Consider the following 21820-nt stretch of genomic DNA (forward strand, 5'->3'; position numbering starts at 1 on the left):
CCCGCCGTTCGTGGTCCCGGTGTGCGATACCGTCGGCGCCGACGATCCAACAACTCCTGGCGTTTGCGTGCAGTCGCCGCACTGTCCATCCCCCACAGACCCGCGTGGCGGTCCGGGGACCCGGGGCGACGGCGCTTATTCCGGCGACGCATACCGGACCAGCACGGCTTGGCTGAAGTGCTGCGTCTTGACCGGCCACGGTGCCGGGCTGGCAACCTCTCATCGAGTCGCTGCCATGGTCGTGCAGGCGCTCCTGAGCTCACCAGCTACCGGTCACAACCCGAACAGCTGATGCCGTGCGTGCTGGGCCACGGTCACACATCGCCCGCAACATCATCGACCCGCTCATTTACCTGACTGCCATCTCGCAGGCCACGTCACACATCGGGTTCGTGACTACCGTTTCCACCACGTTCCAGGAGCCGTTCAACCATGCGCGCCAATTCAAAGCGTTGAATGTTCTCAGCCATGGCCGTGCGGGCTGGAAAGCGGTTACCACAAGCGACCCAGCCGTCGCCACCAATTATCGCAAGCCGGTCGCTGAACGCTCGGAACGTAACTAGCGTGCGCACGAGTCCATCCAGATCGTGCAGGCGCTGCGGGGCAGCTGGCACAAAGACGCTCGGATCAACAAGCAGGCCTCAGGCCAGTACATCGACGGCTCGACACTTCAACCCATCAACATGCAAGGCACGTACGTCGCCTCACGCAGTCCGCTCGGCATCCCACCCTCGGAGCAGGACCAGCCCGATCTTCTCCTCCGAGGCCCAAGTCCCCACCTTCTGTCTCTCGCGGGTCGCTACGCCAGCGGGTTCATCGCCGAAGTCTGGACCATCGAGCAGGCCCGAGCACAGCGTCAGATGGTCAGGCGCGCCGCTGAACAAGCAGGCCGCGAGCCCGATGACATCAAATTTCTTGCGGGCCTTATGGCCACCATTGCTCCCAGCGTGCGCGAAGGCCTCGACCGTCGGATCGCGATCCTGGACCCGCCCCGGCTGGATCATGCCTGCCGGACTGCGGTCGTCGCAGTTATCCCGGCTCGGAGACGAGGCCCGGCGCCCGATCGAGAACGTCGGCGGGGGCATAGTTGGCCCAGCCATGTTCCGGCCAGTTGAACCATCCCGACGAGGCGAGCGTGCCACCGTCCGGGTGCAACGTCGTACCGGTGATGAACGACGACAGTCCCGAGGCGAGGAAGACGACGCAGTTCGACACGTCGTGGACGTGGCCGACGCGCCCCATCGGGATCGCGATCGCCGCACTGCGCGGATCGGCCAGAGCGTGCTCCCCCACCGCCAGCCGTTCGAGATTCGGCGTCGGAACGAAGTCGGGCGCAACGTTGTTTACGCGAATCCGGTCCGGAGCCACCTCGACCGCGAGTGTCCGGGCGAACTGCTCGACCGCTGCCTTTGCGGCCGAGTAGACGGCAAAACCCGGTGCGGCCCGGTGTGCTTCGATGGTGGTGAGGTTGACGATGCTGCCGCCGCGGCCGCCGCTTCGCATTCGGGGCACCGCAAGCGAACACGCGTGCAGCACATGCGAGAGGTTGGTGCGCACGAGCGCGTCCCAACCCTTCGGTGTGGTGTCCACGAACGGTGACCGGAAGGTACCACCGACAATGTTCACCAACGTGTCGAGCCGGACCCAGCGCTCGTCGACCTCGTCGAACAGTGCGGTCAGCGCATCGGGGTCGCGGACGTCGCCGTGCCGCACGATCGCGTCCCACCCCTGTTCAGCCAGCGACGAACCCAGTGCCGCAACAGCATCGCGGTCGATGTCGATCACGGCCGGACACACACCGTTCGCGGCGAGGTCGCGGACGATCGCCTCGCCCAGCCCTCCCGCTCCCCCGGTCACCACAGCCACCGACCCGGCCAGGCCGGCGCGTTCCTCGAACCATCCCGTCACAACAACAGTCCCTTCACGACAGGTAGGTGGCGCCGAACGATTCGAGGAAATCGATGGTGGCCGACAATCCTTCGATGGGGCACGACACCGTTGCCCAGTCCACGCCCGCCTTCTCCAGGTCTGCGAACACTTCACGGTGACGGTCGGAATCGACAGCGGGCGAATTTATCTCGCTGCTGTATGAATAGACGACATCGATGTGGTCGGTGCGTCCCGCCGCGAGTGCCGCTTCGCGCAGTTCTGCGATCTGGCCGGCGAGTTCGTCGATCGGCCCCAGCGCGCGGGTGCGGGCAGTAGTGCTGAGTTGTGCGCCTCCAGACATGGGCATCCATCCCTGCGCGCGTTGCGCGACGCGACGGAGGGCGAGCTTCGAGTTCCCACCGATCCAGATCGGGATGGGGTCCTGCACCGGCCGCGGCCGCGCGATGATGTTGTGTGCGCTGAAGTGGCGGCCGTCGTAGCTGAACGGTTCGCCGCTCCAGTGCAGCGGCAGCACGTCGAGCGCTTCGTCGAACAGCGCGTTCCGCTCGTCGAAATCGATACCGAGAGCGTGGAATTCGCTCTTCTGGTAGCCGGTTCCGATACCGAGGGTGAATCGTCCGCCGGAAACCTTGTCGAGGGACGCGGCCGCCTTGGCAAGCAGGAATGGGTTCCGATAGGGCGCCACCGCCAGATAGGTCAACAGGCGCAGCCGCTCGGTCGCGCCGGCAACGTAGCCGAGCGCGACGAACGGATCGAGGGTCTGGTGCCCGCCGGCGGACAGCCAGCGCGCCCCGGGTGCGGGATGCTCACTGAACGAGAACGCGTCGAACCCGGCACGTTCGGCAGCGACCGCCACGTCGCGAACGGGACCCGGGTCGAGCACATCGCCGTCGGGTCCGTTGATCTCGGGATAGTGGAAGATGAACCGCAACGTCACAGCACCCACCTTTCCGGCGAGCCGCTACCCGCCTACACCGAACCCGATCCGTCGAGGTTCGCCTATACGGAAACTTGACTATCGATTAAAGATAATCAGATTCTCACCGCAGGACGCAATGCCTGTCGGACCTCGATTCGGCGGGACACGACGGTCGGCACGACGGCGGAGATCTTCCGGCGGGAAGCGCGGATGCGCCTGCCTCTCGGACGGTCGAGCCGAACCCCGGCCATTCGCGCCGACGCATCGAGTACACCGAAGAACGAAGAACATCGTCCCTTCCCGCAGCGGGCCGCCCCATCAGAGCGCGCGCTGCAGCCCGAAGAAAGTGTCGGCGCACCCAAGCCGCGCGTAGAAGGCACAATGACGCACCGGACCGGCGGTGACCTGCGCGGGGGTCGCGCCGCGGTGGCGACCGTGATCGTGCTCCCACCCCAACATCGCCGTGCCGACCCCGCGGCAACCCCCGGCGCCGCGACCCGAACCCCGTCGATCTGCAATCGAGTGGCACCGCCGCGCGACAGCCCCCGGACGACGGTGAGCTGCATCGTGCCGACGATCCGATCGTCGTCATCGCGCACTACAGCCAGGTAGTGCGAAGAGTCCCGGTCGACGGCGACGTACGCATCCTCCTACCGTGCGATCGCCCCGTCGCCGCGGCCGATCTGACCAGCTGCTATTCGTCGTCGTCGACGGACACCTCACCTGGGACGAAATCACCGGACGGTTCGATCCAGGCCGGTCCGATGCGGCCCTGCCGGTGCTGGCCCAGCCGGGGATCCTCGCCACCGAACCGTTCTATGTCGACGTCTTCGTCTCCCACAGACCCATGACATTGCCTTCGGTGTCCTTGAAATAGGCGGCGTACCCCATGTCGCCGACCGCGGTCTTCTCCCCCACCGGCTCACCGCCGAGGGTGGTGATCGCCGCCAGGGTGTCGTCGATGCTCTCGACGTCAATCGTGATCACCGGACCCTGAGGGAAGGACGGTTCCCGTTCGAACATGCCACCGCCGATGTAACCCGGCTCGGCCGGCATTCCATTCTCGGCCGTCGGACCGGTCGACACGCCGGTGTAGTTGAACTCCGGCATCTCGTGGTAGCCCCAGCCGAACGCCTGCTGGTAGAAGTCGCGTGCTCGGTCCCCGTCGCTGAAAGGAACCTCGAAGTGCACCACTCGACCACTCATCACGGCCTCCTTGTATAGGTGAACCTGCCGGGTTCGACGCTAGACCGAATCACCGACACCCGTAAGAAGGGCGCACCCCTCCTGAGCGCACGTCGACTGGAGCTGAGCGCCAGCTATTGAGACCAGCCCGGGCGAACTGCTCACTTTTCGACCGCACCCGACACGCCGGATCAAAGTACGGCGAGGTGACCTGCGAGACCGCATGTCCTTCGATGGCGTGCACGGCAATACCAGTGCGATAGCGTGCCTCTCGGCGGCAATCAGCCCCGTATCGCTTGTCGATACTCACATCTGGGACGTCGCGGCAGACTCGAATGTGCCTCCGTTTGCCAAATGGAGCAGGAGGCCGCGGGCCTTCTCCAGAACATCGGGGTTCTCGTCGCCGTAGGCGACGGCGGCAGCGAGTCCTTCGGCGGCGCGTCGGACGATGAGGATCCGGTCGGACGATAATCCGTCGGCGGCGAGGTTTTCGTTCCACCACGTCGCGTCGGCCGCAGCGATCTCGGCGACGGTGGGAATCTGATGAATCCCGGCCCATGCCGGGGCGGCGGTGAAGTACTGAGCAGTGGCCTCGGACCCGGATGTCAGGGCACGCACATAGGCACGCAACAACTTTCCCGGCGAGTTCTCGGAGAGGTCGAGGTGACTGAGGACATTCTCACGCAGCCGCTGTTGGGCGTCGTCGACAAGCGCGACAATCAGCGCTTCCCGGTTGGCGAAGTGATGGAGAAGCCCACTTTTGGAGACGCCGGCGCGCTTGGCGATGTGGTCCAGCGACACACCGGTACCACGTTCGGTCATCGCCTCCGCGGCGGCAGCGAGTACTGCCGTGCGGGTGCGATCGGAATTGCGGGTCCGACGCTCGGCGTCCTCGGTGTCAGCCACGGTGACCTCCTGTTCAAATGTCACGGCACGGGAACACGCCCGCACTACCAGATGCCCTGCACATGCCTGGTCTGAGGAACAGTCTGCCAGACGTCAATTTAAGGTCCATACGGACTGGCGGGCCGACCAAATGGTCGGTAGCCTGGATGCCGTGACCTCGACGACCTCCCCACCCGTCACTGCCCGCAGCTGGGCCGCGCTCGGCATCTTGACTCTCGCGGTACTGCTTCTGGCGATCGACGGAACCGTGCTCGCATTGGCGGTGCCCGCGCTGACCGCAGACCTGAACCCGACAGCGACACAGCTGCTGTGGATCGGTGATATCTACTCCTTCGCCCTGGCCGGTCTGCTCGTGACCATGGGTAACCTCGCCGACCGGATCGGCCGCAAGAAACTGTTGCTCATCGGCTCGGTGGGGTTCGGACTGTCCTCTCTGTTGGCAGCGTTCGCGCCGACCCCGGAAATGCTTATCCTCGCGCGAGTGGTCCTCGGCATCAGCGGGGCGACGATCATGCCCTCGACACTCGCGATCGTGCGCAACATCTTCACCGATCCCCAGGCCCGGACCCGTGCCATCGCCGTATGGGCGGCGGGCGCGACCGCGGGCGCTGCTGTCGGTCCGATCGTCGGCGGCGCTCTGCTCGAGCACTTCCACTGGGGCAGCGTGTTCCTGATCAATGTGCCGATCATGGTGCTCGTGCTCGTCGGCGGTGTGTTCCTGTTGCCGGAGTCGAAGGACCCGAACGGAGCCCGCATCGACCTGACTTCTGCGGTGCTGTCCTTCGTCGCGATCGTCTCGCTCGTCTACGCGATCAAACACATCTTCGCCAAGGGCCTGGACTGGACGGTCCCTGCCACTGTGTTACTGGCGATCGCAGCCGGGTGGTGGTTTCTGCGCCGGCAGAGCCGCCTCCCCCGGCCCCTGATCGACATCTCGTTGTTCCGCTCCCCCGCCTTCAGCGGCGCGGTCATGGCGAACACGGTGTCGATCTTCGCGTTCGTGGGCCTGCTGTTCTTCTTCTCGCAGTACCTCCAACTCGTACGCGGGCTCGGACCGCTGCAGGCCGGACTGGTCGAGCTCTCGGCGACCCTTGCGTCGATCGTGGTCATCGCGTTCGCCGGATACATGCTCGGCCGCCTCGGACGTGGACGCGCCATCAGCATCGGATTGTCCGTTGGGGCACTCGGTTTAGCGGTGCTCGCCGTCGCCGAAGGCATGTCGGGTTTCGTGGGCATCATCATCGGCTTCGCGATCGTCGGATTCGGTGCCGGCCTGGCCATGACCTTGACTACCGACGCCGTGGTCAGCGCCGCCCCCCGCGAGCGTGCCGGGGCAGCGTCCTCGATCGCCGAAACCGCCTACGAACTCGGCGCCGCACTCGGCATCGCCATCTTGGGATCGGTGCAGACCGCGCTGTACCGACTCAACCTTCCCGCCATCGACGACCCCACCGTGCAAGCGCCCGTCCGGGAATCGTTGGCCACCGCCATGTTCGGCCTCGACACCACCGACCCCACGGTGCTTCACATCATCGATCAGGCACAGCACGCGTTCACCTCCGGCATGCAATGGACCTCGATCATCGCTGCCGTACTACTGGTGATCGCCGCCGTCATCGCGTGGATCGCGATCCCCTCCGAGAAAACCACTGTCCCCGCTGACCACTGACCTCCCACTTCCACCAGAGAAACATCCCGGACCTCATCACCCGACGTTCGGACATCTACACCGACATACAACACCTCACGAGCGGAACGGTGAGCTTCCACGAGCACCGCCACGGCGTACGCATCAACGACGTCATCAGTCCGGTCGGGGAACTCCCCGACCAGAGCCCATCACCCCCGAGGACCACCGACCCCTCTGAGGCACCCGGTCAAAAGCCGGAACGCCCGACACGAAACGGAGACCCCGTGAGCAAGACCGAAACCCGTACCACCGACATCGTCATCATCGGCGCAGGACTGGCAGGTCTGACCGCCGCCGACCAACTCACCCGAGCAGGTCACGACGTCCTCGTACTCGAGGGACGAGATCGCGTCGGCGGACGCATCCACACCACCGAAGTCGCCGGCGTGCCCGTCGACGCCGGCGCCACATGGGTAGCCCCAGGCCACACCGCGGTGCGCGAGCTCGCCGGCCGGCTCGGCTGCGAGATCGTCCCCCAGTTCCACGACGGCAAAGGAGTCATCTCCTTCAGGGGAAAACGCCGAGTCGAGAGCATGACCGCACTGGCACCCTGGACGATGCTCGACCTGATCCGGATCATGCACCGACTCCAGAACATGGTCGACGAACTTCCCACCTCGCTGCCGTGGCAACACCCACACGCAGCAGAGTTCGATTCGATCTCCTTCGGCGAATGGCTGACCTCGAAACACGCACTCGCAGACACCCGCCGATTCATGGGCATGTTCACTATGGTGCACTTCGGCGCACCCGTCGGGGACGTGTCCCTGTTCAACGTGATGCGGTACATCAAGACCCTCGGCGGCATCGAACACATGCTCTCCGTCGAAGGCGGCGACCAACAGGACCGCATCCTGGGAACCGCCCACACACTGGCCCAACGGCTCGCCGACACCCTCGACCCGCGCGTGCTGGTCGACTCGCCGGCAGAACGCATCACCACCATCGGCGACCATGTGGCGGTCGAGACCAACCGTCACACGATCACCGCCCGGTACGTCATCGTGACCGCCTCGCCGACACACCGAGCGAGCATCGAGTTCACCCCCGCACTCCCCGACCAGCACTACGGACTCGCCCGCAGCTGGCGACTGGGAGCGCTCAGCAAGGCTTTCGTTGCGTACGACCGGCCGTTCTGGCGTGAACAAGGCCTGTCAGGAGAAGCGGTGTCCGACGACGAAACGGTGTTCCTCACCTTCGATGTCAGCCCCGACGCCGACGGCCCCGGCATCCTCATGGCCTTCTGCGACGCACGCGGATTCGACGGCTACACCGACAGCGACCGCCGCCGTCGAGTCGTCAACCAACTCGTCCATCTCTACGGAGGAGCAGCACGCCACCCCATCGACTACACCGATTTCTCCTGGGGCAACGATGTATTTGCACCCGGCGGCCCCAACGCGGCACTCGGACCGAAATCGTGGACGACATTCGGATCCTTCCTGCGCGAACCGGTCGGTCTCGTCCACTGGGCCGGCACCGAAACCGCCGACGAGACCTCAGGCACCATGAACGGTGCGATCCTCTCGGGGCAACGCGCAGCGGCAGAAATAGCGGCTCGGTTCAAGGCCGGACACGTGTGATGACCGCCCCCATCGACGTCCCTGCCTCACATGAATTTACGCAGGTTCGGTGCTGATAGATTTCGTTATCCACCAGACCCCTAGCGCCAATCACCAGCATATGTTTCCGCCCGGTGAATTTCGTCTGTCGACCGGAACGGATCGGTCCCGAGTTCAGTCCCAGGAGTCCGCGTCGCAGCGGGGGCGCCGGCACGTCAGTGATCGTCGTGGGCGGCGTGCCGGTGCCCATCGTGGAGGTAATCCACGTGGTCACCGTGCGGAACGGCCACGTGCCCACAGCTCTCGCTGTGGACGTGCTCGTGTCCCGAATGTTCGCGGTGCTCGGTCATCGCCGAGGACTCCCGTGCTCTCGCTCGGGATCACCCCGGTCGGGCTGGCCAACCCCGAAAACGCAGCCGGACAACCGTCCTACCTGGCCGACGAGCTCGACGGCGTCGCTGATGTCGGCACGATCAACAACCTCGATCTCGAAGCGATCGCAGCACTCGACCCGGACCTGATCCTCGGTTCGAAGCTGCGGGCCGACCAGCTCTATCCACAGCTGTCGCAGATCGCACCGACCGTCTTCTCCATCCGCCCCGGCTTCCCGTGGAAGGAGAACTTCCTACTCGTCGCCGACGCAGTGGGCGAGGAGAACGAAGCCATCGAAGTCCTTAACACCTACCAACAGCGCGCCGACGAGATCCGCGCCTCGATCGACGGGGCACCACCAACCATCTCCCTCGTACGGTTCATGTCGGGCAAGATCCGCCTGTACGGAAACCTCTCCTTCATCGGCGTGATCCTCCAGGACATCGGCCTACCGCGCCCGGCACTGCAAAATGTCAACGAGCTGGCCGTGGAGGTCAGCCCCGAGACCATCACCCAAGCAGACGGAGACCGCATCTTCTACACCAGTTACGGCCGGCCCGAGGACACCAGCGAAACGACCGTGATCGCCGGGCCCCTGTGGAATCAGCTCGAAGCCGTCAAGACCGGCCGGGCAACGCATGTCAGCGACGAAACCTGGTTTCTCGCACTCGGCCCGACCGGGGCGATGCTCGTGCTCGACGACCTCGAAGAGATGCTCGGTGGGTAGACCTGCCCAATGTTCCCCGGCCTCCTGACCAGATGCCGCACCGCCGCAAGCCCTACCCTTCTCGAGGGGCGTTACCCAGCACCACCTACCTCGCAGCCGTAGCGGCTCGCACACACGTAGACAGGAGTCGAGAAAACCCACCCCACCCCTCACCCACCCGCGCCCGAGAGTTCACTGCGGACTGCAGTGCTTCACGGCAGACGTGAGGGACTGTCAGGCAATCGGTGGATCTGGTTCTGAAACATGGGATTAGGTTCCGTTCGGGCCCACGTGAGCGCGGTCCGCGTCGTACGAACCTCAGTGAGCGATCCTCGCCTTCAGCCAGTCGTGGAATTCACCGATATGATGCTCGCTCGGCACAAGCACACCGCCGTGGCGGTAGCGTCGTGAGCTCATCGCGGGCTGGCAACGCTCACACGCGGCGAGGTCCTGCTGGTTCACCCGATGGAACAGTTCCACGGAGCGGTCGAGGTCCTTGCCGCTCGCTACCACATCGGGCAAGTACAACCAGTCGCATTCGACGATGGTGTGGTCGGCTGCCAGCGGGAACATCCGGTGAAGGATCACATGATCGGGGACGAGATTGACGAACACCGTCGGCCGCACGGTGATCGCGTAGTAGCGTCGGTCCTGTTCCGGCGCGATACCCGGGATCTGGTCGTGACCGGCAGAACCGTCGACGGTGAATCCTTCGACGTCGTCACCGAACTCGGCGCCGTGACCGACGTAGAACTGCGCGGCATAGCCGTCGGCGAACTCCGGAAGGATCTCGGTCAATTCCGGGTGGATCGTCGCGCAGTGGTAGCACTCCATGAAATTCTCGATGATCAGCTTCCAGTTCGCCTTGACGTCATAGACGATCCGACGGCCGAGATCCAGGTCAGCGATGTGGTAACGGTTGATCAATTCGACGTCACCGAGACGGTCGCGGATATCCCCCACAACCGTGGCGTCGAACGACACTGGCTCATCGGCGAGGTTGAGCCACACGTAGCCGAGCCACTCGTGGACTGCCACTTTCTGCAGTCCGTACTCGACGCGATCGATGTCGGGCATCTTGGTCAGGTTGGGCGCGGCGATGAGTTTGCCTTCGAGGTCGTAGGTCCATGCGTGGTACGGACACTGAAACGACCGCTTGACCTCTCCACTCTCTTCTATGCACAGCCGAGCGCCGCGGTGGGCGCATATATTGAGGAATGCCCGGATCTCCCCGTTCCGAGTGCGAGTGACGATGACGCTTTCCCTACCGACCTGCACGGTCTTGAAGGCGCCCGGTTTGTCGAGGTCGCCTGAGCGCACAGCGCAGAACCACATTCGCTCGAAGACCTTTTCTTGCTCGAGCGCGAAGATGTCGCTGTCGGTGTAGTAATTACCCGGGAGTGTGGAGATCAGGCTTTCGGGCAGGTGCGTGCGCGTCACAGTGAGGTCTCCTTCGGTGGTTCGATACTGTGGCGTCTTCCGGCTGTGGGAAGGCACGTCAGCAGGTTTCACAGCGGTGAGGGCAGGGCGCACAGTTGGCGGCGCCAGCGGGTAAACAGACGGACCTGGTTGACGCCGAGAACTGCGACGGGCCGTCCGGCTCGGCGGTAGACCGCGAGGAAGCTGCCGCTTTCGGGTGTTCCCTCTTCGATGGTGAATTCCGTATCAGGACCGGCGGTTCCGGCGAATTGGATACGAGAGCCGTACTGGTCGGACCAGAAGTACGGCGGCTTGACCAGTTGTCCTCGATACTCGCCCGCAAGGAGCGTCGCCACGGCGATCGCCGGGCGTTCCGAGGCCCCGGTCCAGTGCTCGACGCGCCGATGGGCGCCGGCATCGTCCATCCATGCGGCACAGTCGCCGACCGCGACGACTTGCGGGATCGAGGTAGCTCCACCGCGGTCGCACAGCACACCGTTACCGAGTTCGATACTGCTTCCGTCGAGCCATTCGATGTTGGGGATCCCGCCGATGCCCACGACCACGACGTCAGCGGGCAGGTGGCGGCCGTCGGCGAGGTCCACACCGGTGACGCGGGTGGAACCGGTCAGCTCGACGAGTCCGACTCCGCAGTACAAGCGGGTGCCGTTGTCGCTGTGGAGCCGAGAGACAGCGGTTCCCAGTTGCGGACCGAGCGGGCCGCTGAGAGGACAGGGAGCCGCCTCGACGATCGTGACCTCGAGTCCCAGCCCGCGTGCCGTGGAAGCGACCTCGGAACCGATGAAACCGGCGCCGATGATCACCAGCCGGGCGCCCGGGGCGAGGTCGGCGCGCAGCCGGTCGGCGTCGTCGATCGTGCGCAGGACATGCACACCGGCCAGATGCTCACGTCCGGGCCAGGGCCGCGCCCGTGAGCCTGTCGCCAGAACGATTCCGTCCGCGCCAAGCCGGGATCCGTCACTGAGCGTGACAGTGCGGGTACCGGCGTCCAGGTTCGTCGCGGAGAGACCGAAAAACCAATTTGACTGTAGGTCTTCGTCTTCCGACTCCAATGCCAGGCACGCTCGGTCGATGTCTCCCGCGAGATACGCCTTCGACAGCGGTGGACGATCGTAGGGACGCTCATGCTCGGCTCCGACGATGTCCAGCACGCCGTCGAAGCCCTGCGCACGCAGCGCGCGTGCCGCCGACAATCCGGACAGGGACGCCCCGACGATCACGATGCGTTTCATACTCCACCCTCGACGTTCAGGCGGCTACGGACGTCCGGCGGCAGATTGGGCGTTTCGGCGCTGAGTTCGACGTAGACCACGCCGTCCTCGATCGCGACCTCGTGGGTTCGCACAGGCCGCTTCGCCGGTGGCGCGTCGACGGCGCCCGTACGCAGGTCGAACCTCGATGCATGCAGGGGACACTCGATCTCGCACCCCTCGAGCCAACCGTCGGCCAACGAGGCGTCCTGGTGTGTGCACGTGTCGTCGATGGCGAACACCTCCCCGTCATCGGTGTGGAAGACCGCGATCGGAGGGGTCGTCTCGACCCGGCGCGCGTCGCCGCGAGGGAGGGAGGCAAGGGGGCAGATCTCGAGCATGAGATGCCTCTCTGTAGCGCGATACGAAACAAGTCTTGCTTTGCGCAACAGTGTGACAGTCGTCACAAACCGCCGTCAAGGCCCCCTCCTCCGGCCACGAAGTCCGCGGGTCGAGACTCACCCGCCGGAGAGAATCGAGACGGTCCGGGGTTCATCGCATGCTTGTGCGGCACCCAGGATCGAAGAGGTCGACCCGGGACCCATATCGACTCCCTTCGGCACCTGCATCCGCCGCGGCGCAGCCCGGCCCCAGGATGGAATTGTCCGGCTCGTCGACCTGGAATCACCCCGCTCGCATGCAGATCCCCACCTGACTGACCATTGACCGAGCCCAGACAGACTGCGTAACCTGCCGTGCATCTGATATATCAATCGTCGGCATGGCGCTGCAGGCGCCATCGACTCCGCTCCCCCGAGAGGGGCGAAATTTCATGGCAATCGCGACATTGCTCGACGGCAGAACCGTCAGCAACCAGATCAAGGACCGCCTGGCCAACCGGACTGCCATGCTCCAGCTACAAGGAATCCGGCCCGGATTGGGAACCATCCTTGTCGGGGACGATCCCGGCAACCATGCCTACGTTGCCGCGAAGCACCGCGACTGCAGAAGCATCGGATTGAATTCCATGCGGATCCACCTGCCGGCGACCGCCGCCCAGGAAGACGTCGAAGCGGCAGTTCTACGGATGAATGCGGACAATGCGTGCACCGGTTTCATCGTTCAACTCCCCCTCCCGCAACACATCGACACCCACCGCGTACTTGCGCTGATCGATCCCGCCAAAGACGCAGACGGCTTGCATCCGACGAATCTCGGAAGACTCGTCCTCGGAATACCGGGGCCCTTGCCCTGCACCCCCCGAGGCATCATCGAACTGCTCCGTCATCACGATGTCCCGATCACCGGTGCCCGGTTCTGCGTCATCGGTTGCGGAATCACGGTCGGCAGACCGCTCGGCCTGATGCTGACCCGCCGCAGCGAGCACGCCACAGTGACCCTGTGCCATGAAGCAACGGTCGACATGGCCGCGCACACGCGCGACGCAGATGTCGTCATCGCCGCGGCAGGCGTTGCTCATCTGGTCCAACCGGACTGGGTCCGTGCCGGTGCGACCGTATTGTCGGTAGGAATCACCCGCACTGTGGAGGGAATTCTGGGTGACGTGCATCCATCGGTCGACCGCGTCGCAGGAAAACTCAGCGGCGCGACAGGCGGTGTCGGCCCGATGACACGGGCGATGCTGCTGACGAACGTCGTCGAGATGGCGGAGGACATCGGTGTGCACTGAAGACCGCCCTGCGGCGGCCTCGACGTCGCCTGCACGACCTTGGAGGACGGAGCGACGTTCCTTCGAGCACGTCTAGACGCCGGGCACGACGGATGGGCGGAAACCCATCCGCTGGCTGATCTCGGCAGCTGCGGCAACGACGTCGGGCATCACGAGCCGCATTCGTTCCTCGGTGAAGCGGTACACCGGCCCGGACACGCTCAGCGCGGCCGCGATTCTGCCGTCGTAGTCCCGGATCGGCGCGGCGATCGCATTGAGCCCTTCTTCGTACTCTTCGACGACCACGGCGTAGCCGAGCCTCTGGGCGGCGTCCAGTTCCTCGTCAAGGTCCTCGACCGAGGTGATGGTGTGCTCGGTGAACCGCTCGAGCACCTCCTCCCCCAGGACTTCGTGCCGTTGTTGCACATCCAGGTGAGCAAGGAGAATTTTTCCGCTGGCCGTCGCATGCACCGGCGTGGGTTCGCCGATCCAGTTGTGCGTACCCACGGAAGCGGGCCCTCGCGCCTGGTCGAGATGGATAGCAAAACGGGAACGAAGAACCGCGACGTTGACCGTTTCACCGATCTTGGCGGCGAGTCGCTCGCATACGGCGTGACCCTGCTCCGTGATTTCCAGACGTTCGGGAACAGCGGCGGCAAGGCGCAGGATCCCCACACTGAGGCGGTACTTTCCTCGGTCGTAGGTCTGCACGACCATTTCATGGTCCTCGAGCGATGCCAGCAGACGAGACACCGTGGACTTGTGCACCCCGATTTCAACGGCGATCGCACTCACGCCGACCTCACCGTTGCGGGCAAGGACCTCCAGCACCTGGAAGGCGCGGTCCACCGATTGGACACCGCCATCGGTAGCCCTTGCTCCGCTGCTTCTGGCCATGGGCCAACTATACGAAAAGTTTACGGTGCCTATCATCGCCGACGACTTCAGGTGAACCACCGAGCGAAAAAGAAACGAACGACGGTCGCCTACAGCCCGCCACGGCGAACCTCGAAGTCGCCGACGGCCCACTCGCGCTCGTTCGTTCGAGTACCCGAGCCATGGCCATGCGGACATCGACCCGCCCCGCGCGAGATCGACAAATCGAGCGTCCTCCAACACCCGGAAAACCTGCGTCAGCCTTCCCCGACCTCACCACGCCGCACCCGTGACGGTGCCTCCCACCGCACACCGAGGAGCGTTCCTGCCTCACCCCACTTCGGCATCCGAGGCCCTGACCTCGCGACGCGTAAGCCTCCGGGCTCATATCACAGATTTTCCGAAATGGAACTTGACATAGGTCACAGTTGGCCGCAGTGTTGTTTCTCTAAGAGGTCATCGTTGCGTGATGAGCAACACCTCGCCGCGGGCGATGGTCTTTACGCCAGGCGGTTCGGATTCCGTTCACACATACTCGGCAATGCGCTGCTGGGAGACTGCCGTGACCATCAAGAGCAAACCACCCGACACCAATACCGAGACCACTCCCCCGAGACCGAGACACCCCGAAACATCCGATCCCGGCGCCGCCGACGCGGAAGCCGATGCGCACGCCATCGACGACCAGGAGAAAGTCGACGGCGAAAAGAGCACTGCCCCGGGGAGAAGAACCGACCGCGTGGTGTTCGGTGTCGCAACCGCCATCGTGGTGACGATCCTGGGATGGGGACTGCTCTGGGAGGTGAGTCTGACGACCACGATGTCGTCGATCCTGGACTGGGTGGTCACCAACCTGGGCTGGATGTTCGTCGTCTCCGCCACGGGATTCGTCTTTTTCGCCCTGTGGCTGGCGCTGAGCCGCTACGGGCGGATCCCGCTCGGCCAGGACGGAGAAAAGCCGGAGTTCAAGACCGTCAGCTGGATTGCGATGATGTTCAGCGCCGGCATGGGGATCGGTTTGATCTTCTGGGGTGTAACCGAACCGCTGACTCATTTCGTCCAGCCCCCACCGGGAACCGGCAATTCCACAGTAGGCACCGCAATGGCGACCTCGCTGTTCCATTGGGGCCTGCACCCGTGGTCGATGTATGCCGTGGTCGGCCTGTCGATTGCCTATGGCACCTACAGGATGGGACGCAAGCAACTCGTCAGCTCGTCCTTCATCCCCCTGATCGGCCGGCGCGCCGAGGGCCCGATCGGCAAGGTCATCGACATTCTGGCGATTTTTGCCACCATGTTCGGAACCGCGGCTTCGCTCGGTCTCGGCGCACTCCAGATCGGCTCCGGCATCACGGTTCTCGGATGGGTAGGCCAGGCCGGAACTCTGCTGATCGTCGCGGTCGTGGCTGTCCTGACCCTCGCGTTCGTAGCCTCCGCCGTTTCCGGTGTTTCCCGTGGCATTCAATGGCTTTCGAACATCAACATGGTGCTTGCGCTCCTTCTCGCCGTCTTCGTGTTCGTCGTCGGCCCTACGGTATTGATCTTGAATTTGTTGCCGACCACATTGGGCAACTACCTTTCCCAGATCGGCGGCATGTCGGCGCGCTCGGCAGCATCCGGGGATGCGGCGACCGAAACATGGCTTTCCTCCTGGACCATCTTCTACTGGGCATGGTGGATCTCATGGAGTCCGTTCGTCGGCATGTTCCTGGCCCGGATCAGCCGAGGCCGAACGATCCGGCAGTTCGTCGTCGGAGTGATCCTCATCCCCAGTTCCGTAAGCCTTGTATGGTTCGCCGTGTTCGGCGGCGCCGCTATCGGCGAACAACATGACGGTATCGACCTGTTCTCGCGCGGCACGCCGGAGTCGCAACTGTTCGGAATGCTCGATCACTTGCCACTTGCAGGCGCATCCTCACTTCTGGTGATGGCTCTGGTCGCGATCTTCTTCGTCTCCGGTGCAGACGCCGCTTCGATCGTGATGGGAACGCTGTCGCAACGCGGGACACTGCGACCGACCCGCGCCGTCGTCGCGTTCTGGGGTGTTGCCACCGGAGGTGTCGCCATCCTGATGCTGTGCACCGGCGGATCGGATGCGCTCAGTGGTCTGCAGACGATGACGATCATCGTGGCGGCCCCGTTCGCGGTCGTGATGATCGGCATGTGCGTGTCGCTGTACCGCGACGTCACCCGGGATCCGCTCTTCGCGGAGCCACCGAAGCCGAAGCGGCAGGTCTGCGTTCTGCCCGAATAGTGCCGGCACACCACGACGAAACCGAACGCCATGCCCCTGCAAGAATCACCGACGGGCGCAGCATCCTTGAAGGAAACGAACTGGCGCCTCCGAGCCCGATGCGGACCGGAAGATCTGGAGGTGTTCTTCTCGCGCAGCGAGGAGAGCGAGTCGCGGCGCATCCGACGAGAACGTGCAGCGAAGGACATCTGCGCAGTGTGCCCTGTCATCGATAGGTGTCGCGATCACGCCCTGGCAGCCAATGAACCCCACGGGGTGTGGGGCGGAATGTCGGAGACCGACCGTCGCGTGAGTGTCGAAATCGGCAGGCAGATGCGGGCCCGGAGTCTGCATTTTCTGCAACACCACCGACAGATGCTCTCGGCAGACTCGACGGACCGGCTGCATGCATGAATGCCGCGCCCTCACGCGTCACGGCCCCCGGCGCGGGGTTGACCGCCGCAGTGATCCACATTACAGTCCTTGATATATCAGTTGTCGACCTGGGGTACAGCGGCTGCCGACCACACCTTTCCCATGAACACGTCGACGATCTCCCCCACAAGACAGCGAGGCCGAAAGCAGGCCATCGCACACCTCCTCCAGGAAGGACCGTCATGGGTTCACCGCGCGTAGTGATCATCGGTGCCGGCATCGTCGGCACCAACCTGGCCGACGAACTCACCGCTCGGGGTTGGGACACGATCACCGTCCTCGACCAGGGACCGCTGCCGCTGACCGGTGGCTCCACGTCACACGCCCCCGGTCTGGTGTTCCAGACGAATGCGTCGAAGACGATGACCGAACTGGCCCGCTACACGGTCGAGAAATTCAAGAGCCTGGACGTCGACGGCAAGTGGTGTTTCAGCCAACTCGGCGGCCTCGAGGTCGCGACCACCGAGGAGCGACTCGCGGACCTGCACCGCAAGCAAGGCTGGGCCACCTCATGGGGAATCGAGGGTATAGTCCTAGACCCCGCCGAATGCGCAAAACTGCATCCCCTCCTGGACGAGAAGCGGATCCTCGGCGGCCTGTACGTCGAAACCGACGGACTTGCCAAAGCCTCCCGCGTCGTAGTGGCACTCGCCCGGCGCGCCGAAGCGCGCGGCGCAGTCTTCCGCGGTTCGACCGAGGTGATCGGCATCGAGCACTCCGGTGGCAAGGTCACCGGTGTCACCACCGATCATGGGGTGATCCCCGCCGACATCGTCGTCTCCTGCGCCGGATTCTGGGGTCCGGACGTCGGCGCGTTGATCGGCATGGAGGTTCCGCTGCTCCCTGTGGCGCACCAGTACGTCAAGACCGCTCAGATTCCCGAACTCGTCGGTCGCAACACCGAACTCGCCGAGGCAGGATTCCCCATCCTGCGGCACCAGGATCAAGACCTCTACTTCCGCGAGCACGTCGATCGCCTCGGCATCGGTTCCTACGCACACCGCCCGATGCCGGTCGATACGCGCGAGCTGCCTTCCGGCAGCACGATCTCCGAGGCCGACATGCCGTCGATGCTGGCGTTCACCGAAGACGACTTCGCTCCGTCCTGGGAACAGTGCAAGCGGCTGCTGCCCTGCCTCGAAACCGCGAAGATCGACCACGGATTCAACGGAGTCTTCTCCTTCACCCCGGACGGCGGACCCCTCATCGGCGAATCCCCCGACATCGCCGGATTCTGGATCGCCGAAGCCGTCTGGGTCACGCACTCCGCCGGTGTCGGCCGAGCCGTCGCACAACTGCTCGTCGACGGCCGCTCCCAGGTCGAACTGCACGGCTGCGACGTACATCGCTTCGAAGACATCCAACTCGATCCCGACTACGTCAGCGAGACGTCCCAGCAGAACTTCATCGAGATCTACGACGTCCTGCATCCCCTGCAGCCCCGGACTTCGCCTCGCGATCTGCGGGTCAGTCCCTTCCATGCGCGACAGCAAGAACTCGGCGCCGTCTTCCTCGAGAGCGCCGGCTGGGAGCGCCCACACTGGTACGAAGCCAACGCGCACCTGCTCCGGCAACTTCCCACCGAATGGCAACCGCCGGCCCGCGAACCCTGGGCTGCGAGGTTCCACTCCCCCATCGCCGCCGCCGAAGCGTGGAAGACCCGAACGTCGGTCGCAATGTACGACATGACCCCACTCGAACGTCTCGAGATCTCCGGGCCCGGCGCCCTCGCCCTGCTCGAACGCCTGACCACCGGCAGGATGGACAAGTCGATCGGGTCCGTCACCTACACCCTCGCCCTCGACAACGCCGGCGGAGTGCGCAGCGACCTCACCGTTGCCCGCTTGTCCGACAACGTCTTCCAAGTCGGCGCCAACGGCCACCTCGACCTCGACTACTTCCGCCGCCAAGCGCCCTCCGACGGTACCGTCCAGGTCCGCGACCTCACCGGTGGTACCTGCTGTATCGGACTGTGGGGACCCCGCGCACGCGATCTCGTACAAGCGATCAGCCGGGACGACTTCTCGAACGAGAACTTCAGGTACTTCCGCTCCAAGCAGGTGCGCATCGGCGGTGTGCCGGTCACGGCGATGCGACTGTCCTATGTCGGCGAACTCGGATGGGAGTTGTACACCTCGGCCGATACCGGCCGACGGCTCTGGGACGCGCTCTGGACGGAAGGCCGCAAGTACGGGGTCATTGCCGCCGGCCGCGCAGCGTTCAACAGCCTGCGGATGGAAAAGGGTTACCGCGCCTGGGGCACGGACATGACGAGCGAACACAATCCTTACGAGGCCGGTCTCGGTTTCGCCGTCCACTCTCACAAGGGCGACTTCGTGGGCCGGAACGCACTCGACGGTGTCTCGGAGGACACCGTGGCACGACGGCTGAGATGTCTGCTGATCGATGACCGCCGGTCCGTCGTGCTGGGCCACGAACCCGTCTTCGTCGACGGCAGTCCCGCGGGATACGTCACCAGCGCTTCCTTCGCCCACACCGTCGGTGCACCTGTCGCCTACGCGTGGCTGCCTTCGAGTACGACCGTCGGCGCCGCGGTCGAGATCGAGTACTTCGGTCGCCGAATTCCCGCCACTGTGGTGGCCGAACCGCTCGTCGACCCCGAGATGAAGAAGATCCGGTCGTAGCTTTTCCCGGCAAGGGTGCCCGACCTCATCGAGGAGCCCTGAGATCACCTTGCTGTTGCCCTCGGACGCCGGTGGTGCGGTGACGCAGACACCCGTTCCGGCAACCCGACGAGACGCTGCCGTCGCCATTGCCGGGAGAGCGTCCAGTACCCAGGAGACGCACATGACCGACACCTACACCTTGACACTGAGTTGCGCCCAACGGCCGGGGATCGTCCGCGCCGTCAGCTCTTTTCTGTTCGACCAGAACTGCGACATCGCCGAACACCAGCAATTCGACGACACCCACAACGGCGCATTCTTCCTGCGCACGTCGTTCCTGACGGCGGGCGAACTCGATACGGATCGCCTCACCACCGCGTTCCGCAATGTGGCAGACGAATTCGACATGACCTTTACCTTCAGTGGATGCAGTGCGCCGCGCGTGATCGTGATGGTGTCGAAGCTGGGTCACTGCCTCAACGACCTGATCTTTCGTTGGCGCTCCGGCAATCTCGGAGGAGAACTGGTCGCCGTGGTATCCAATCACGAAATCCTGCGCCCGATGACCGAAGCAGCCGGTCTGCCCTTCGTCCACCTCCCTGTCACTGCGGCGACCAAACCGCACGCCGAAGCCCGGCTTCTCGAACTCGTCGACGAGTACGATGCCGACCTGGTCGTGCTCGCCCGCTACATGCAGGTACTGTCCGACGACGTGTGCCGAAAACTGCACGGCCGTGCGATCAATATTCATCATTCGTTCCTGCCCGGCTTCAAAGGCGCCAAACCCTACCACCAGGCCTTCGATCGAGGCGTCAAGCAGGTCGGGGCCACCGCTCACTACGTCACACCGGATCTGGACGAGGGGCCCATCATCGAGCAGCAGGTGATTCGCATCGACCACAGTTACGATCCGGCACGTCTGGCCACCGTCGGCCAGGACGCCGAAGCTCTGGCATTGTCCCGCGCCGTGCGCTGGCACTGCGAGAATCGGGTCCTCCTGCACGGACACAGGACCGTGATCTTCAGCTGACTGCCGATCCGAAAGGTCCTGCGATGAAAAGACTGTCCGTGCGATGCGGGACAAGAACCGACCACTACCCCGCCGGATTCACCGGTCATGTGCTCGGCGGTGGAGCGCTTCGCATCCTCGACCCCGACAAGCAGATCGCCGCGTCGTATCCCCCTGCGGCGTGGACCATCCTGGCCGACCGGCCACACGAAGCGTGATCACGGACGAGCATCGGCCGCACGGCCGAAAGGCGGCGCGGACGGCACTCGGTGCGGTTGCCGGCGACAGCACGCAGGCACGGACCGTTCGCCGCTCGCACCGTTCATCGGACCTGCCGGATCCGACACCGAATGTGCAGCCGCGTCGCGTCCCCGGCATCAATGGCACTACAGCACGTCGCGGATGGCCTTCTCGAATCCGGTGACGTGCGCCAGGGTGAGTGACGATGCAGTCTCCTCGTCGCCGTCGACGATGGCCTGGAGCAGGGGCGCATGTTCACGGACATGGCCGGCGACGTCGGGCAGTCGATCCAGGAAGAGGCACCAGATGCGGGTGGCGTGTGCGTCGAGGCTGACAAGGATGTCCTCGAGATGCGGATTCCCCGATGCCCGGTAGATCTCCCGATGGACGCGCACGTCCTGCCGCAGGACCTCGCGCGGGTCCGCGCTGTCGGGGATCTCGGCGACCTTCTCGGCGAGCGCGGACAGCCGGGCACGTGCCGACGGGGAGGCCGTCCGTGCCGCGCGGGCTGCGGCCGTGGGTTCGAGCTGCTTGCGAATCTCGGAGATGTCCGCGAGGTCGGTCATGTCCACGGGGGTGGCGAACGTACCTCGCCGCGGATAAGCGACGACCAGACGCTCCTGCTCGAGCCGCTTGAGCGCTTCGCGCACCGGTGTCCGGCCGAAGCCGAGCCCCTCCGCGAGCTGATCGTCGTTGATCGGCTCCCCGGGGCGGATGTCCAGCATGACCAGGCGTTCGCGCACGATCTCGTACGCGCGGTCGGCGTTGGTAGCGCTTGCCGATCCAACGTCCGCTACCAGCTGCTGCGCCATACTCATGTCCATCTCCCAAGGTATCGGGGGGGTATTGACTGCTGTCCATCAGTGACCCT

General features: G+C 64.5%; 18 protein-coding genes and 3 pseudogenes. 10 read left to right on the forward strand and 11 right to left on the reverse strand.

The window, feature by feature from the left end; translation table 11 throughout:
* The first annotated feature begins 296 nt into the window (after positions 1–296).
* Positions 297–1115, forward strand: a pseudogene (locus ACLBYD_RS26735) (LLM class flavin-dependent oxidoreductase).
* Here the strand turns inward: ACLBYD_RS26735 and ACLBYD_RS26740 are convergent.
* From ACLBYD_RS26740 to ACLBYD_RS26760, 5 genes are all read right to left on the reverse strand, one after another.
* Positions 1030–1908: an SDR family NAD(P)-dependent oxidoreductase gene (locus tag ACLBYD_RS26740; RefSeq protein ID WP_447818802.1), complete on the reverse strand. Its 879-nt coding sequence runs from the start codon at positions 1906–1908 to the stop codon at positions 1030–1032. The pseudogene ACLBYD_RS26735 and the gene ACLBYD_RS26740 overlap by 86 nt on opposite strands.
* 13 nt (positions 1909–1921) lie before the next feature.
* Positions 1922–2827: an LLM class F420-dependent oxidoreductase gene (locus tag ACLBYD_RS26745; RefSeq protein ID WP_447818803.1), complete on the reverse strand. Its 906-nt coding sequence runs from the start codon at positions 2825–2827 to the stop codon at positions 1922–1924.
* 676 nt (positions 2828–3503) lie between these two features.
* On the reverse strand, positions 3504–3650 hold the full coding sequence (locus tag ACLBYD_RS26750) for a hypothetical protein (RefSeq protein ID WP_447818804.1): 147 nt from the start codon (positions 3648–3650) through the stop codon (positions 3504–3506).
* Positions 3626–4015, reverse strand: a complete 390-nt coding sequence (locus ACLBYD_RS26755) for a VOC family protein (protein WP_447818805.1) — start codon at positions 4013–4015, stop codon at positions 3626–3628. Before ACLBYD_RS26755 ends, ACLBYD_RS26750 begins: the two co-directional genes overlap by 25 nt.
* A 285-nt stretch (positions 4016–4300) precedes the next feature.
* The gene (locus ACLBYD_RS26760) at positions 4301–4900 is read right to left on the reverse strand and encodes a TetR/AcrR family transcriptional regulator (RefSeq protein WP_447818806.1); all 600 of its coding nucleotides are present in this window, start codon (positions 4898–4900) and stop codon (positions 4301–4303) included.
* Positions 4901–5051: 151 nt separating this feature from the next.
* On the opposite strand from ACLBYD_RS26760, the gene ACLBYD_RS26765 reads away from it, so the two are divergent.
* Both ACLBYD_RS26765 and ACLBYD_RS26770 read left to right on the forward strand, forming a co-directional pair.
* A complete protein-coding gene (locus ACLBYD_RS26765) occupies positions 5052–6569 on the forward strand; it encodes an MFS transporter (protein ID WP_447818807.1) in 1518 nt (505 codons plus the stop codon).
* Between the two features lie 245 nt (positions 6570–6814).
* Entirely contained in the window at positions 6815–8173 is a 1359-nt protein-coding gene (locus ACLBYD_RS26770; protein ID WP_447818808.1) for a flavin monoamine oxidase family protein, read from the forward strand.
* 194 nt (positions 8174–8367) lie between these two features.
* Here the strand turns inward: ACLBYD_RS26770 and ACLBYD_RS26775 are convergent.
* Positions 8368–8499 (reverse strand): annotated as a pseudogene (locus tag ACLBYD_RS26775) (zinc transporter permease); the annotation flags it as partial.
* 17 nt (positions 8500–8516) lie between these two features.
* On the opposite strand from ACLBYD_RS26775, the pseudogene ACLBYD_RS26780 reads away from it, so the two are divergent.
* A pseudogene (locus tag ACLBYD_RS26780) lies at positions 8517–9251 on the forward strand (ABC transporter substrate-binding protein); the annotation flags it as partial.
* Between the two features lie 297 nt (positions 9252–9548).
* Here the strand turns inward: ACLBYD_RS26780 and ACLBYD_RS26785 are convergent.
* The 3 genes from ACLBYD_RS26785 to ACLBYD_RS26795 form a co-directional block, all read right to left on the reverse strand.
* A complete protein-coding gene (locus ACLBYD_RS26785) occupies positions 9549–10670 on the reverse strand; it encodes an aromatic ring-hydroxylating oxygenase subunit alpha (protein WP_447818809.1) in 1122 nt (373 codons plus the stop codon).
* Positions 10671–10738: 68 nt separating this feature from the next.
* The gene (locus ACLBYD_RS26790; protein WP_447818810.1) at positions 10739–11902 is read right to left on the reverse strand and encodes an NAD(P)/FAD-dependent oxidoreductase; all 1164 of its coding nucleotides are present in this window, start codon (positions 11900–11902) and stop codon (positions 10739–10741) included.
* Positions 11899–12261 carry a bifunctional 3-phenylpropionate/cinnamic acid dioxygenase ferredoxin subunit gene (locus ACLBYD_RS26795; protein ID WP_447818811.1) on the reverse strand — a complete coding sequence of 121 codons (363 nt, stop codon included), beginning with the start codon at positions 12259–12261 and terminating at the stop codon, positions 11899–11901. The genes ACLBYD_RS26790 and ACLBYD_RS26795 overlap by 4 nt, the downstream gene beginning before the upstream one ends.
* Positions 12262–12641: 380 nt before the next feature.
* Here ACLBYD_RS26795 and ACLBYD_RS26800 point away from each other — a divergent pair, with 380 nt between their 5' ends.
* The gene (locus tag ACLBYD_RS26800; RefSeq protein ID WP_447818812.1) at positions 12642–13550 is read left to right on the forward strand and encodes a bifunctional methylenetetrahydrofolate dehydrogenase/methenyltetrahydrofolate cyclohydrolase; all 909 of its coding nucleotides are present in this window, start codon (positions 12642–12644) and stop codon (positions 13548–13550) included.
* Positions 13551–13622: 72 nt separating this feature from the next.
* Here ACLBYD_RS26800 and ACLBYD_RS26805 read toward each other — a convergent pair whose 3' ends face one another.
* Complete coding sequence (locus tag ACLBYD_RS26805) at positions 13623–14426, reverse strand: IclR family transcriptional regulator (RefSeq protein ID WP_447818813.1); 804 nt, start codon at positions 14424–14426, stop codon at positions 13623–13625.
* Positions 14427–15081: 655 nt separating this feature from the next.
* Here ACLBYD_RS26805 and ACLBYD_RS26810 point away from each other — a divergent pair.
* From ACLBYD_RS26810 to ACLBYD_RS26830, 5 genes are all read left to right on the forward strand, one after another.
* The gene (locus ACLBYD_RS26810; protein ID WP_447818825.1) at positions 15082–16659 is read left to right on the forward strand and encodes a BCCT family transporter; all 1578 of its coding nucleotides are present in this window, start codon (positions 15082–15084) and stop codon (positions 16657–16659) included.
* Positions 16660–16689: 30 nt separating this feature from the next.
* Positions 16690–17052: a WhiB family transcriptional regulator gene (locus tag ACLBYD_RS26815; protein WP_447818814.1), complete on the forward strand. Its 363-nt coding sequence runs from the start codon at positions 16690–16692 to the stop codon at positions 17050–17052.
* A 203-nt stretch (positions 17053–17255) separates the two neighbouring features.
* Positions 17256–19718, forward strand: coding sequence for a GcvT family protein (locus ACLBYD_RS26820; RefSeq protein WP_447818815.1), 2463 nt, complete (start codon positions 17256–17258; stop codon positions 19716–19718).
* Between the two features lie 163 nt (positions 19719–19881).
* Complete coding sequence (gene purU, locus ACLBYD_RS26825) at positions 19882–20730, forward strand: formyltetrahydrofolate deformylase (RefSeq protein WP_447818816.1); 849 nt, start codon at positions 19882–19884, stop codon at positions 20728–20730.
* A gap of 23 nt (positions 20731–20753) precedes the next feature.
* Positions 20754–20927, forward strand: coding sequence for a hypothetical protein (locus ACLBYD_RS26830; RefSeq protein ID WP_447818817.1), 174 nt, complete (start codon positions 20754–20756; stop codon positions 20925–20927).
* 168 nt (positions 20928–21095) lie between these two features.
* On the opposite strand, the gene ACLBYD_RS26835 is transcribed toward ACLBYD_RS26830, so the two are convergent.
* Complete coding sequence (locus ACLBYD_RS26835; protein ID WP_447818818.1) at positions 21096–21767, reverse strand: GntR family transcriptional regulator; 672 nt, start codon at positions 21765–21767, stop codon at positions 21096–21098.
* Between the last annotated feature and the right edge of the window lie 53 nt (positions 21768–21820).

This window comes from Rhodococcus sp. C26F (assembly GCF_053345925.1).